Raw genomic sequence first — 13,571 nt, forward strand, 5'->3', positions numbered from 1 at the left:
ATGAAAAGCGCCGGAAAGCTGCTGTTTCACAGCTCCGACTGGAATTTCGATACGCTTGCGCGCACGTATGAGGCGATCGAGACGATCGCGCTCGACGAGCTCAAGCTCGACGTCTATCCCAATCAGATGGAGATCATCTCCTCCGAGCAGATGCTGGACGCCTATTCCTCGGTCGGCATGCCGCTGATGTATCAGCACTGGTCGTTCGGAAAGCGCTTCGTCTTCGAGGACCATCTCTACCGCAAGGGGCGTCGCGGCCTCGCCTACGAGCTGGTGATCAACTCCAATCCCTGCATCGTCTATCTGATGGAAGAAAACACGATGGCGATGCAGGCGCTCGTCACCGCGCACGCCGCCTTCGGCCACAATCACTTCTTCAAGAACAACTATCTCTTCCGGCAATGGACCGAAGCCAGCGCGATCCTGAGCTACATGGAATTCGCCAAGAAATACGTCATCAAGTGCGAGGAGCGGTACGGAACGGTCGCGGTGGAAGCCATTCTCGATTCGGCCCATGCGATCATGGACCAGGGCGTCTTCCGCTATCGCCGCCCGCCAAGGCTGTCATCGGAAAAGGAGCGCGAGCGCGCGCGGGAACGGCTGGAATACGAGGAGCAGACCTTCAACGATCTCTGGCGGACCTTGCCGCCTTCGGCCGCCACCCACGACCGGGCCGCCGCCGAGCGCGACGCATCGGAACGAAAGAAGGCGCTGAACCTCCCGGAGGAGAACCTGCTCTACTTCCTGGAAAAGACGAGCCTGATCCTGGAGCCCTGGCAGCGGGAGCTGTTGCGGATCGTTCGTGTGATCGCCCAGTATTTCTACCCGCAGCGACAGACGAAGGTGATGAACGAGGGGTGCGCCACGTTCGTGCACTACACGATCGTGAACCGGCTGTTCGAAAAGGACCAGATCTCAGAAGGAGCGATGCTGGAAATCCTGCAAAGCCATTCCAACGTCGTCTTCCAGCCGGGTTTTGATGACCCCCGCCATTCCGGGATGAACCCCTATGCGCTCGGCTTTGCCATGATGCAGGACATCCAGCGCATCTGCATCGAACCCACCGAGGAGGATCGCGACTGGTTCCCGGAGATCGCGGGAAACGGAGACTGGCGCTCGACGCTGCTCGACGCCTGGGCGAACCACCGCGACGAGTCCTTCATCCTGCAATATCTGAGCCCGGCCTTGATCCGAAAATTCAGGCTCTTCCTGCTGACCGACAGCGCGAGCGACAACTATCTGGAAGTCGCTTCCATCCACAACGAGCGCGGCTACCAGGCCATCCGCGCAGCGCTCGCCCGAAGCTACGACATCGGCGTCAACCAGCAGGACATCCAGGTGGTGGACGTCGATCTTCTGGGCGACCGCCAACTGCGGCTGCAGCACAATGTCAAGAACGGCATCCTGCTCGAGGAGGACAGCCGCGACGCCACCCTGCGCCACATCCGTCACCTCTGGGGCTACGACGTCAGCCTTGTGGGCGTTGATGCCGATACCGGAGAAGAGCTCTATGAATGCTCGACCGATGAGGACAGCCTGTAGGGCATGTCCGAATTGCAGCACTTGGCAATGGTTCTATTGCGGACAGTTTACTCTGCAGCGCTGCGTGTCTCGGTCTCGATCTCGACCTCATACGAATAACCGTCGAGCATGCCGTAGGCCTGTTCGATGTCCTTGATCTGCGCCTCGGCCTTTTCGATCGCCTCGGCAATCGCCTCGCTGCGGGCGCGCAGCATGCTGCCGAACACGTCCGTATTGGGCCGCTTGCCGACGCGATCCATATGGTTGCGGATGCGGGCGCGGTGCCGCTCCATCTCCATGATGTGGAAGCGCGCATTGACGATCTCGTTCGTCAGCTTTCGGCGGATCGTCGCGATCGGATCGAAACTGCCGGGTTCGCGTTCGTCGAGGATGACCTCGTTGATCAGCTTTTCGAGCACCATGAGGCCCTTGAGGTCCTTGGTATCCGCAAGCTCCGGATCATAGCCGGTGTCGTCGTAGACCTTCCGCCGCACGGGATCGAGCAGCAGTTCGTAGGCGACCTTGAGCCTGCCGAATGTATCGACGTCGCCGCCGGAATCCGGATGGGCCGTCTTGGCGCGACGTCGGTACGCGGCCTTGATCGCCGCGGTGTTGGCATCGCGCGGGACGCCGATGATGTCATAGGGATCGATCACAGTTTCACCCGTCTCCGGCAAAGTTCGACTTTGGCCCCGTCTCCTCCTAATGGCTGAGGCGGTCCGCCTCAACCCCGGAGCACACGTCGTGCCCAATTCCTTGCCCTGCCCTGTTTTGGTCGGCGAGAATCACCGCTCAAATCCGGCATTCCTATGTTCTCATGTCCCACGCACGGCGACAACTCGGGCGAAATCCACGAGATTCTGCATGCCCACGCGATGTACTGACCGACGATCGCTAATTGTACTTTCTGTACGCAGCAACCGGAGAGAGAGGCTGCGCAGACTCAAAATTGCTGCCTGTTACGCTTGATTGATAGATGCCGGTTGCAGGATCAGCGCGCCGATGAACTCTGGACGTGCCCTTTCCCTCGGGACCCTTCGGTCGGGTGTGTCAAAACCGCCGTCAGGATTTCGGCCGCCGCGAGCGTCGCAATCACCGCCGGGCGCTTGTCCTTTACCGCCGCGCCGCCGATCGGGCAGGCAAGACGCTCACAGAGTTCGGGGCGACCGACCTCGCGCGACAACCAGTTCCGGAACGTCGCCCGCTTCGTCTTCGAGCCGATCATGCCGACATAGGCCGCATCGCCGCGAGAAAGCGCCTCGGCGGTGATCAGAAAATCAAGCGCGTGATCGTGCGTGAGGATAACGAAAGCGCTGCCGGCGGGAGCATCACGCACCATGGCCTCCGGCACCGGGGTCAGGCAGGTTTCGACGCCAGTGATCCGGCAGTCGCGGAGTTCCTGTTCGCGGGTATCAATCAGGACGGTGCGGACCGGCACAGGCGCCAGCGCCATGGCCAGCGCACGGCCGACATGGCCGGCGCCGAAAATATAGACATGCGGCCGGCGCGCCATCTCGGCGTCGCTGCGCGCAATCAGATCCTCTGAAAGTTGCTCCGTTACCGCCGTGAAGGCGAGCTTGACGCGCCCGCCGCAGCACTGACCGATTTCGGGGCCCAGCGGAACCGTCAACGGGGCAATGGATTGGCGCTGTCGCAACGCACGGCGCGCATGGTCGATCGCTAGGTATTCGAGCTGGCCGCCGCCGATTGTGGCGAAGATGCCGTTTTGCGAAACCAGCATCCAGGCATCCGTGTTGCGCGGCGTCGAGCCGTCAGCGTCCGTCACCTCGACGAGTACGCAGTCCGCTTCATCCCGCAGAAACTCCCGCAAACTCCCTCGGGCGGCAGCCATGCTTTCACTCCTTGCCCGCTCTGCGCAGTGGAACGGGCGCCTCAGGCACATCGGTGTGCGAAACAGGCACGATAGTCCGCAATGCTCGCCACTGCCATAGAGATCGCTTTCAGAATGGATCAATTCCATGCACGAAGGACGGTTCCGCGGCGCAACGCAAAAGGCTTTCATCGTGATTTTCCGACGACTTTTCAGGCAGACTGCGCTATCGATCGGCATACGTGATCTGTCGGATCGCAAAAACACACCGGGAGACTGAGTTGACTGAACGGACCTATTTTTCACCGAAGGGCGGCGCTCCAGCGCAGACGCAACTGCTCACAGGACGGGCAGTCTTTACCGAAGCCTACGCGGTCATCCCCAAGGGCGTGATGATGGATATCGTCACGAGCTACCTGCCGTTCTGGGACGATACTCGCCTCTGGGTTCTCTCGCGCCCGCTTTCCGGTTTCGCCGAGACCTTCTCCCAGTACATCATGGAAGTCGCCCCCGGCGGCGGCAGCGACCGGCCGGAACTGGACCCGGGCGCCGAAGGCGCGCTCTTCGTCATGGAGGGTGAGGTGACGGTCGAACTCGGCGGGCAACTGCATGTGCTCCGTCCGGGCGGATTTGCCTTCCTGCCGCCGTCGAGCGGATGGCGCCTGCGCAACCATGGGGCTGAAGCCGCCCGCTTCCACTGGATCCGCAAGGCTTATGAGAAGGTCGACGGCCTGGACGTGCCGGAGCCGATCTTCGCCAACGAGCAGGACATCGTGCCGTCGCCGATGGCCCATACCGACGGCAAATGGGCGACGACGCGTTTCGTCGATCCGACGGACCTGCGCCACGACATGCACGTGACGATCGTGACGTTCGAGCCTGGTGCCGTCATCCCCTTCGCCGAGACGCATGTGATGGAGCACGGGTTGTACGTGCTGGAAGGCAAGGCCGTCTACCGGCTGAACCAGGATTGGGTCGAGGTCGAGGCCGGCGATTTCATGTGGCTGCGTGCCTTCTGCCCGCAGGCCTGCTATGCTGGCGGCCCCGGCAAGTTCCGCTACCTTCTCTACAAGGACGTCAACCGGCACATGAAGCTACGCTGACGCTCCAGCCGCCTACCAGTGTCCGGCGGGCGCCCTGATCCCGGCACGACGCCGCTTTCGCGGCGTTCGTGCGCACAGGCAATTGCAACGGGCGCCTTGATAGGTAACAATAATTTTATGATTGTCTATGCGCGGCCGGCTCCGGTCTGCGCTAGACATCGAATCCCAATGTGACAAAGAGGTTCCGATTCGAAGCGATATGTTAGCTGATGCCTGAAAGATTGTTGTTTTTTCTGTTAGTTCTTCCTTTCGCCGGTAGCATCGCCACCGCCCTGCTGTTGCGCACAGCCTCCCGGTCCCTGCCTGCCTGGCTGGCGGGCAGCGTCGCGCTCATCGCGACGATCACGACGGCGCTCTATTATCCTTCCGTCACGGCCGGCAAAGTGGTCCGTCAGGAAATTTCCTGGCTTCCGGAACTGGGCCTGAATTTCACACTGCGAATGGACGGCTTCGCCTGGCTGTTCTCGATGCTGGTCACCGGCATCGGCTTCCTCGTCGTCGTCTACGCCCGCTACTACATGTCGGCGGAAGATCCGATCCCGCGATTCTTTTCGTTCCTGCTCGCCTTCATGGGGGCGATGCTCGGCGTCGTGCTCTCGGGCAACCTGATCGTGCTGTCGATCTTCTGGGAACTGACAAGCATCTTCTCTTTCCTGCTGATCGGCTACTGGTATCACAACGCCAATGCCCGCGACGGCGCACGTATGGCGCTGACGATCACTGGCACCGGCGGCTTCTGTCTTCTGGTCGGGGTGATCCTGCTCGGCCATATCGTCGGCAGCTATGATCTGGACGCGGTGCTGGCCGCGGGCGACGTGGTGCGTGCCCATCCGCTCTACGTGCCGACGCTGATCCTGATCCTCATCGGCGCGCTGACGAAGAGCGCGCAGTTTCCGTTTCATTTCTGGCTCCCAAACGCCATGGCGGCGCCTACGCCCGTATCGGCCTACCTGCACTCCGCCACCATGGTGAAGGCCGGCGTGTTTTTGCTGGCACGACTCTGGCCCACCCTGTCTGGAACCTTCGAGTGGTTCTGGCTGCTGGGCCTCGCCGGCATCACCTCTCTGGTGCTCGGCGCCTATTTCGCGATCTTCCAGCGCGACCTGAAGGGATTGCTCGCCTATTCGACGATCAGCCACCTCGGCCTGATCGCGACGCTCCTCAGCCTCGGCAGCCCGCTTGCAGCGGTCGCCGCGATCTTCCACATGGTCAACCACGCGACCTTCAAGGCATCGCTGTTCATGGCCGCCGGCATCATCGACCATGAAACCGGCACGCGCGACATGCAAAAGCTGAGCGGGCTCTACCGCTTCATGCCCCATACGGCGACGCTGGCGATGGTCGCCTGCGCCGCGATGGCCGGCGTGCCGTTGTTGAACGGCTTCCTGTCCAAGGAGATGTTCTTCGCCGAAGCCGTCGAGACCCATGCTGACTCGATTCTCGATCGCGCCCTGCCCTACATCGCGACCATCTACGGCGCCTTCAGCGTCGCCTATTCGATCCGCTTCATCCACACGGTCTTCTTTGGCCCGCCACCGACCGACATTCCCAATCCGCACCCGCACGAACCGCCACGCTGGATGCGTTTTCCCGTCGAGTCCCTGGTGTTCGCCTGCTTGATCGTCGGTATCGTGCCGAGCATGTCGATCGGCCCGTTCCTCAGCACCGCCGTGCTCTCGGTCCTCGGCACCGAGACGCCGCACTACAGTCTCGCCGTCTGGCACGGCATCACCCTGCCGCTGATGATGAGCGTGGTCGCGATGGTCGGCGGCACGATTCTCTATTCTCTCCTGCAGAAGTACCTCGCGCATTGCGAGGACGGCCCGCCGATCTTTCGTCATCTTCGCGGACAGCGCATCTTCGAGCGCATCCTGGTCACCGTGTCCTGGAAATGGGCGCGGTGGGTGGAAGCCAATCTCGGCACCCGGCGGCTGCAGCCGCAATTGCGCCTCGTCGCCGGGTTCAGTTTTGCTGCGGCAGCCATCCCACTCTATCTTTCCGGTTTTGAACCGAAGCTGGCGCCGCTTGCCCAGGTCGACCCGGCATTCGCGATGATCTGGATCATCGGCATGCTTTCCGCGGTGAGCGCCGCGCTGCTGGCCAAGTACCATCGCGTCGCCGCGCTGGTGCTCCTCGGAGGGTCCGGCGTCGTCACCTGCATCACCTTCGCCTGGCTGTCGGCACCGGATCTCGCCATTACCCAGTTGGTGGTCGAGATCGTCACGACGGTGTTGCTGCTTCTTGGGCTGCGGTGGCTGCCGAAGCGTGTCGGCAAGATCGACGAAAGCACCATGCTCTCCGCGCGACTGCGCCGCCTCCGCGATTTTGGGCTCGCCGTCGCTTGCGGAGCCGGCATGTCGATCCTTGCCTATGCGGTGATGATGCAGCCGGTGCCAGATACCATCGCCAACTATTTTCTCGACAATGCCTACACGCAGGGTGGCGGCAAGAACGTCGTCAACGTCATCCTCGTGGATTTCCGCGGATTCGACACGATGGGCGAAATCACCGTGCTCGGGATCGTCGCGCTCACCGTCTTTGCGCTGCTCCGTCGTTTCCGGCCGGCGTCGGAAAGCATCGGCACCACCGAACAGCAGCAGATCCAGAACGCCTTCGACGATGCGCAGCCCGATCGCAAGCCGGGCGACACGGTCAGGGATTACCTGCTGGTTCCCTCGGTGGTCATGCAGTGGATGTTCCCGGTGATCATTACCTTTGCGATCTACCTGTTCCTGCGCGGTCACGACCTGCCGGGCGGTGGTTTTGCGGGAGGCATCACCATGGCGATCGCCTTCCTGCTGCAGTATCTCGGCGGCGGCACCCGCTGGGCTGAGGACCGCCTGCGAATCCTACCGCTGCGCTGGATCGCGCTGGGCCTGCTCATCGCCGTCGCGACCGGCGTCGGATCCTGGTTCGTGGGCTACCCGTTCCTCTCCTCGCACTCGCAATATGTGGCGCTGCCGTTCATCGGAAAGGTTCCGGCCGCATCCGCCCTGCTGTTCGACCTCGGCGTGTTCAGCCTCGTCGTCGGCGCAACCGTGCTGATCCTGATCGCTATTGCCCACCAGTCCATCCGCACCTACCGGATCAGGACCGAGCCGAAGCCGGAGGACACATAATGGAACTCGTTCTTTCGCTCGGGATCGGAATCATGACGGGATCGGGCGTGTGGCTCATCCTGCGGCCGCGCACCTATCAGGTCATCATCGGGCTCTCGCTGCTGTCCTATGCGGTCAACCTCTTCATCTTTGGTGTCGGGGGACTGAAGGTCAATGGACCCGCCATCCTTGCGGACGGGACTGAAGCAGCCGCCCTGAGCGACCCGGTGCCGCAGGCGCTCGTGCTGACCGCAATCGTGATCGGTTTCGCCACGACCGCACTCTTCCTCGTGGTGCTGCTCGCAGCGCGCGGTTTGACCGGGACGGACCACGTCGACGGCCGGGAGCAGTCGCAATGAACCTTGGGCAGCATCTCATCATTGCCCCGATCTTGGTCCCGCTGGTCACCGGAGCGCTGCTGCTGCTGATCGACGAGCGCCGGCGCCTGCAGAAGGCGATGATCGGCGTCGCCTCCACCATCATCCTTTTCGCCGTTGCCGTTGCGCTCTTCCGGTTTGCCGACAGCATCGACGGACCGGAAGCGGCGCGGCAGGGCGTCTATCTTCTCGGCAACTGGGCCGCCCCGTTCGGCATCGTTCTGGTGGTCGACAGGCTTTCGGCACTGATGCTGGTGCTGACGGCGACGCTCGCGCTGCCGTCCCTGATCTTCGCCCTTGCCCGCTGGCACACGGCGGGTGCGCATTTCCACAGCCTGTTCCAGTTCCTGCTGATGGGACTCAACGGGGCCTTCCTGACCGGCGATCTGTTCAATCTCTTCGTCTTCTTCGAGGTGTTGCTGGCGGCCTCCTACGGCCTGCTCCTGCACGGTTCGGGGCTCCTGCGGGTCAAGGCCGGCCTCCATTACATCGCCATCAACCTCGCCGCCGCGCTGCTGTTTTTGATCGGCGTCAGCATGATCTATGGCGTCACCGGCACCCTGAACATGGCCGACCTCGCCGTTCGGGTGGCAAGCGTCGAACCGCAGAAGCGGATGCTTCTCGAAGCCGGTGCCGGCATTCTCGGAGTGGCCTTCCTGATCAAGGCCGGCATGTGGCCGCTGAACTTCTGGCTGCCGCCGGCCTACACCGCAGCGGCCGCGCCCGTCGCCGGCATTTTCGCGATCCTCACCAAGGTCGGGATCTATGTGGTCCTCAGGCTGTCGCTGCTGGTGTTCGGTGAAGGCACGTCGTCCTCATCCGGCTTCGGCCTGCAGGTGCTTCTGATTGGCGGGATGGCAACCATCACCTTCGGCGCCATCGGCGTGCTCGCCTCCCAGGCGCTCGGCCGCCTCGCCGGCTTCTCGGTGCTCGTCTCCTCCGGCACGCTGCTGATGGCCATCGGCCTCGGCAGCGGCGCGATCACGACCGGCGCGCTGTTCTACCTTGCAAGCTCGACACTGACGATCAGCGCCTTCTTCATGCTGATCGAACTGGTCGAACGCGGCCAGGACGCCGGCGCGAGCATGCTGGCGGTGACGATGGAAGTCTACGGTGACGCGGATGAAGACGAACCGGAAGAAGGCGGAGAAGGCGTGGCCTTGCCCGGCACCATGGCGGTGCTCGGCATCTGCTTTGCCGCCTGCGGCATTCTGCTTGCGGGGCTTCCGCCGCTTTCCGGCTTCGTGGCCAAGTTCGCCATGTTGTCGGCCATGCTGGAACCGGCCGGCAGCGGCAGCGCTGCCCTTGTGCCGGCCGTCATGTGGGTCGTCGTCTTCCTCATCATCCTGTCTGGTCTTTCGGCACTGATCGCGATGACCCGCTCCGGCATCCGCACGTTCTGGGCATCGCTGGAGGGCACGAAGCCCCGGGTGCTCGTGATCGAGGTGGCGCCCGTCCTGCTGCTTCTGCTCGCCACCCTGCTCCTCACTGTCCAGGCTGGCCCGGCCATGCGCTACATGGATGCGACCGCGCGCGCACTGAGCGCACCGCACCAGTATATCGACGCCGTGACCAATGCCCGCCAGGTGGGGCCCGCCAGCGCAGAGGTGCAGCAATGAGCGTCCTGCCCTACCCGCTGCTGGCCCTGTCGCTGCTGTTGATGTGGCTCATCCTCAACAGCTTCTCGGTCGGCCATCTCCTCCTCGGCAGCGCCATCGCGATCTTTGCCTCCTGGTCGATGGCGGCGCTGCGGCCGAACAAGCCGCGCATCCGCCGATGGGATCTTCTCGCGCGGCTGCTTGCAATCGTGCTCTACGACATCATCCTGTCGAACATTGCCGTCGTTGCACTCATCCTCACCGGCCGGCGGCCGGGGCACCACTCCGCCTTCCTGGCGGTGCCGCTCGACCTGAAGGACCCGACCGGGCTGGCGCTGCTTTCGGTGATCGTAACGAGCACGCCGGGCACCGCCTGGATCGAATACAACTCGTCCGAGGGTACGCTGCTCATGCATATTCTCGACGTCGAGGACGAGACGGAATGGATCGATATCGTCAAGAACCGTTATGAAAGGTTGCTGAGGGAGATTTTCGAATGAGCGCAACGATCCTCTACTGGTCGTTAACGGCCGCTCAGCTGATGCTCTCGATCGCCATGGCGCTGGCCCTGCTGCGGATGGTTTTCGGGCCGCGGGCGCAGGATCGGGTGCTCGGCCTCGACGCGCTCTATCTCAATTCGATGCTCCTGCTGCTGGTCTTCGGGATCGGCAGCGGACGAACGATCTACTTCGAAGCGGCGCTGATCATCGGCCTGCTCGGCTTTGTTTCGACGGTCGCACTGGCGAAGTTCCTGATGCGCGGTGAGGTGATCGAATGAGCCATGCCGCCGACTTGCCGCTGTGGGCGGCCATCGTCGTTTCGGCCTTTCTGCTGCTCGGCGCGGGGCTGGCGCTGATCGGCATGATCGGCTTCACGCAGCTGCCGACCTTCTACCAACGCCTGCATGCCCCGACGCTCGGCACGAGCTGGGGAACGGGCGGAGTGGTGATGGCTTCGATGATCTACTTTTCCGTCATCGGCGGCCGGCCAGTTTTCCACGAGATCCTGATCGGCATTTTCGTGACGGTCACGACACCGGTCACGCTGATGCTGCTCGCCCAGGCAGCACTGCATCGCGACCGCGCGGAAGGCGATCCGGACGTTCCGTCGGTCTCCGCCACCGTCTCCCCGCAGGACGATGAGCAGCGGCTGGAACAATAGGGCTTAAGCGGCCGATCGGCGCGCGACACGGCGCATCTTCTCTGCCGGCCGGGCGGCGCGTCATTTTGCGTCCGCGTGCTTTTCTCGGAACCGAGCAGCAAATGCCCGCCGTGCGCCGTGACTTCGGTCTTTGCCCGCCCGGACGCAAATGTCGCACTGGTCGTGCAGCAGGATGATTATGTCGTAGACAGGCTTTAGTCGTGTTGTTGCGCGCTCTAATATCCGGCGCGAATACCAACTAGGGTGGCAATCAATGGCAGGGTTTCCGAACAAGGCGAAAGTCGTAATCGTCGGGCTGGGTGGCATCGTCGGCGCGTCGATCGCCCATCATCTGATCGAGCGGGGCTGGGACGACATCGTCGGCATCGACAAGTCGGGCATTCCGACCGACATCGGCTCGACGGCACATGCCTCCGACTTCTGTTACACGACCAGCCATGACTATCTGTCTGTCTGGACCACGCAGTACTCGGTCGATTTCTTCGAAAAGATGGGCCATTACGCCCGTATCGGCGGCTTGGAAGTGGCCCGCACCGGCGACGATGCCTGGATGGAAGAGATCAAGCGCAAGCTGACCTCGGCCAAGGCCTTCGGCACCCGCGCCCATTATGTCTCGCCGGCTGAGATCAAGAAGCTGTTCCCGCTGATCGAGGAAGATCAGGTGCAGGGCGGCTTGTTCGATCCCGACGCCGGCCTCGTCATTCCGCGTTCGCAGACGGTTGCCGGCAAGCTGGTCGACGCCGCGGAAAAGACCGGTAAGCTGCAGGCCTTCGCCAACACGCCCGCCCAATCGCTCATCGTCGAGAATGGCCGCATCAAGGGCGTCGTCACGCACCGCGGCACGATCATGGCCGACCACGTCGTCGTCTGCGCCGGCATCTGGGGCCGACTGATCGCCGAAATGGTCGGCGAAGACCTGCCGGTCATGCCGGTCGACCACCCGCTGACCTTCTTCGGCCCGTACAACGAATTCGAGGGCACCGGCAAGGAGATCGGCTATCCGCTGCTGCGCGACCAGGGCAACTCCGCCTACATGCGCGACACCGGAGACCCGAAGACGACCGAAGGCGGTCAGATCGAGTGGGGCTACTACGAGACCAGCAATCCGCGCCTCTGCCATCCGCGCGACATTCTCGAAAAGCACGAGGCACGGCTTTCGCCCTCGCAGCGCGACCTGGACATGGAACAGATCCTCGAGCCGCTCGAAAAGGCCATCGAACTGACGCCGATCCTCGGCGAGCTCGGCTACAACGAAGGCCACTCGTTCAACGGCCTCTTGCAGGTCTCCGCCGCCGGCGGCGCGTCCTGCGGCGAGAGCCAGAAGGTGCGCGGCCTCTGGTACTGCATCGCCATCTGGGTCAAGGACGGTCCCGGCTACGGCAGGCTGATCGCCGACTGGATGACGGACGGCCGCACCGAGATCGACCACAACGGCATCGATTACGCCCGTTTCTACCCGCACCAGCTGGAAGAGGAATACATCGCGGGCCGCTGCACCGAGTCCGCCCAGAAGATCTACTTTCCCGCCGTGCACCCGCGCGAGCCCTTTGCCAACGGCCGCAACGTCAAGCGCTCGCCCTTCTATGAGCGTGAGGTCGAGCTTGGCGGCTACTTCATGGAGCTCGGCGGCTGGGAGCGTGCGCACGGCTACAAGGCCAACGAGCATCTCCTGGAAAAGTACGGCGACCGCGTTCCAGTACGCGAGAACGAGTGGGACAACCGCCACTTCTGGCGCGTCTCCAACGCCGAGCACCTGGCGATGAGCGAGGATTGCGGCATCGTCAACCTCTCGCATTTCCACATGGTGGACATCGAAGGCCCGGATCATGTCGAGTTGCTCGAATGGCTTTGCGCGGCCAAGGTCGGCGGCGACGGCAACATCGGCAAGGGCATCTACACCCACTTCCTCGACGACGAGGGGATGGTGCGCGCCGACTTCACGGTCTTCCGCATGGCCGATCGTGGCCGCCTCGTGAACGGCGCCGATGCCGGCCCGCGCGACCTCCATTACATGCGCCGCATCGCGCAGGATCGTGGCCTCGACGTCACCATCACCGACGTGTCGGAGAAGTTCATCACCGTCGGCATCTGGGGCCCGAACGCCCGCGACACGCTGAAGAAAGTGGTTGCCGATCCTGATGGACTCGATATCGAAAACTTTGCTTTCGCCGCGATCAAGCCGATCGAGATTGCCGGCAAGCCGGTGACGGCCTTCCGCATCTCCTATGTCGGCGAGCAGGGCTGGGAACTGCACATGAAGTATGAGGACGGCCTTGCCGTCTGGGATGCGCTGCGCGCCACCGGCGTCATGGCCTTCGGCGTCGAGACCTATGCGAACTCGCGCCGCATGGAAAAGAGTCTGCGCCTGCAGAACGCCGATCTTCTCACCCAGTACAACCTCATCGAGGCCGACCTTGCCCGTCCGAAGGTCAAGGAGGCCGACTTCCGCGGCAAGGCAAAGCACCTGGAGTACAAGGCCCGGGAACACCAGCCCGCCATGCTCTGCACGCTGGTCATGACGGAGAACACCGACAGGAACGGCATCAAGCGCTATCCGCTCGGCAACCTGCCGGTCATGGACCCGGAAACCGGCGAGGTGCTGATCGACGAGCTCGGCCGCCGCTCCTACACGACCTCCATCGCCTTCGGCCCGACCATCGGAAAGAACATCGCGCTTGCCTACCTGCCGCACGCCTATTGCCAGGAAGGCCGCAAGCTCAACATCCAGTACTTCACCGAGACCTACCCGGTCGAGGTTGTCGGCATCGGCTACAAGCCGCTCTACGATCCCGAAAATCTGAAGCCGCGTACCTGACCCCAGGTTCTTTGAACGTGTATACCGTCAAAGGCGGGCCTGCTTGAATCCAAGCAGGCTCGCCTTT

11 protein-coding genes are annotated in these 13,571 nt (G+C 62.8%); 9 read left to right on the forward strand and 2 right to left on the reverse strand.

Going from position 1 to position 13,571, the window contains the following annotated elements; all coding sequences use genetic code 11:
* Nucleotides 1-1,542 (forward strand): SpoVR family protein, encoded by a 1,542-nt coding sequence (locus J2Y48_RS08095; RefSeq protein WP_405030173.1) that lies wholly within the window; start codon nt 1-3, stop codon nt 1,540-1,542.
* A gap of 47 nt (nt 1,543-1,589) precedes the next feature.
* Here J2Y48_RS08095 and J2Y48_RS08100 read toward each other — a convergent pair whose 3' ends face one another.
* Entirely contained in the window at nt 1,590-2,177 is a 588-nt protein-coding gene (locus J2Y48_RS08100) for a J domain-containing protein (RefSeq protein ID WP_310415456.1), read from the reverse strand.
* Nucleotides 2,178-2,512: 335 nt separating this feature from the next.
* Nucleotides 2,513-3,373 (reverse strand): xanthine dehydrogenase accessory protein XdhC, encoded by an 861-nt coding sequence (xdhC, locus tag J2Y48_RS08105; RefSeq protein ID WP_310415459.1) that lies wholly within the window; start codon nt 3,371-3,373, stop codon nt 2,513-2,515.
* Between the two features lie 260 nt (nt 3,374-3,633).
* Here xdhC and J2Y48_RS08110 point away from each other — a divergent pair, with 260 nt between their 5' ends.
* From J2Y48_RS08110 to J2Y48_RS08145, 8 genes are all read left to right on the forward strand, one after another.
* A complete protein-coding gene (locus J2Y48_RS08110) occupies nt 3,634-4,455 on the forward strand; it encodes a bifunctional allantoicase/(S)-ureidoglycine aminohydrolase (RefSeq protein ID WP_310415462.1) in 822 nt (273 codons plus the stop codon).
* 209 nt (nt 4,456-4,664) lie between these two features.
* Nucleotides 4,665-7,574 carry a monovalent cation/H+ antiporter subunit A gene (locus J2Y48_RS08115; RefSeq protein ID WP_310415465.1) on the forward strand — a complete coding sequence of 970 codons (2,910 nt, stop codon included), beginning with the start codon at nt 4,665-4,667 and terminating at the stop codon, nt 7,572-7,574.
* Entirely contained in the window at nt 7,574-7,912 is a 339-nt protein-coding gene (locus J2Y48_RS08120) for a Na+/H+ antiporter subunit C (protein ID WP_310415468.1), read from the forward strand. Before J2Y48_RS08115 ends, J2Y48_RS08120 begins: the two co-directional genes overlap by 1 nt.
* The gene (locus J2Y48_RS08125) at nt 7,909-9,549 is read left to right on the forward strand and encodes a monovalent cation/H+ antiporter subunit D (RefSeq protein ID WP_310415471.1); all 1,641 of its coding nucleotides are present in this window, start codon (nt 7,909-7,911) and stop codon (nt 9,547-9,549) included. Before J2Y48_RS08120 ends, J2Y48_RS08125 begins: the two co-directional genes overlap by 4 nt.
* The gene (locus J2Y48_RS08130) at nt 9,546-10,028 is read left to right on the forward strand and encodes a Na+/H+ antiporter subunit E (RefSeq protein ID WP_310415474.1); all 483 of its coding nucleotides are present in this window, start codon (nt 9,546-9,548) and stop codon (nt 10,026-10,028) included. Before J2Y48_RS08125 ends, J2Y48_RS08130 begins: the two co-directional genes overlap by 4 nt.
* Nucleotides 10,025-10,306, forward strand: coding sequence for a K+/H+ antiporter subunit F (locus J2Y48_RS08135; protein ID WP_310415477.1), 282 nt, complete (start codon nt 10,025-10,027; stop codon nt 10,304-10,306). The genes J2Y48_RS08130 and J2Y48_RS08135 overlap by 4 nt, the downstream gene beginning before the upstream one ends.
* Nucleotides 10,303-10,689, forward strand: a complete 387-nt coding sequence (gene mnhG / locus J2Y48_RS08140; RefSeq protein WP_310415479.1) for a monovalent cation/H(+) antiporter subunit G — start codon at nt 10,303-10,305, stop codon at nt 10,687-10,689. The genes J2Y48_RS08135 and mnhG overlap by 4 nt, the downstream gene beginning before the upstream one ends.
* A 253-nt stretch (nt 10,690-10,942) precedes the next feature.
* The gene (locus J2Y48_RS08145; RefSeq protein ID WP_310415482.1) at nt 10,943-13,504 is read left to right on the forward strand and encodes an FAD-dependent oxidoreductase; all 2,562 of its coding nucleotides are present in this window, start codon (nt 10,943-10,945) and stop codon (nt 13,502-13,504) included.
* Nucleotides 13,505-13,571: the final 67 nt, after the last annotated feature.

It is taken from the genome of Mycoplana sp. BE70 (genome assembly GCF_031455855.1).
Taxonomy (GTDB): domain Bacteria; phylum Pseudomonadota; class Alphaproteobacteria; order Rhizobiales; family Rhizobiaceae; genus Mycoplana.

What these genes read in the sequence shown, in the direction of transcription:
- J2Y48_RS08095 (WP_405030173.1), top strand. Translation starts at nt 1, where the DNA reads ATGAAAAGCGCCGGAAAGCTGCTGTTTCACAGCTCCGACTGGAATTTC.
- xdhC (WP_310415459.1), bottom strand. Translation starts at nt 3,373, where the DNA reads ATGGCTGCCGCCCGAGGGAGTTTGCGGGAGTTTCTGCGGGATGAAGCG.
- J2Y48_RS08115 (WP_310415465.1), top strand. Translation starts at nt 4,665, where the DNA reads ATGCCTGAAAGATTGTTGTTTTTTCTGTTAGTTCTTCCTTTCGCCGGT.
- J2Y48_RS08120 (WP_310415468.1), top strand. Translation starts at nt 7,574, where the DNA reads ATGGAACTCGTTCTTTCGCTCGGGATCGGAATCATGACGGGATCGGGC.
- J2Y48_RS08125 (WP_310415471.1), top strand. Translation starts at nt 7,909, where the DNA reads ATGAACCTTGGGCAGCATCTCATCATTGCCCCGATCTTGGTCCCGCTG.
- J2Y48_RS08130 (WP_310415474.1), top strand. Translation starts at nt 9,546, where the DNA reads ATGAGCGTCCTGCCCTACCCGCTGCTGGCCCTGTCGCTGCTGTTGATG.
- J2Y48_RS08135 (WP_310415477.1), top strand. Translation starts at nt 10,025, where the DNA reads ATGAGCGCAACGATCCTCTACTGGTCGTTAACGGCCGCTCAGCTGATG.
- mnhG (WP_310415479.1), top strand. Translation starts at nt 10,303, where the DNA reads ATGAGCCATGCCGCCGACTTGCCGCTGTGGGCGGCCATCGTCGTTTCG.
- J2Y48_RS08145 (WP_310415482.1), top strand. Translation starts at nt 10,943, where the DNA reads ATGGCAGGGTTTCCGAACAAGGCGAAAGTCGTAATCGTCGGGCTGGGT.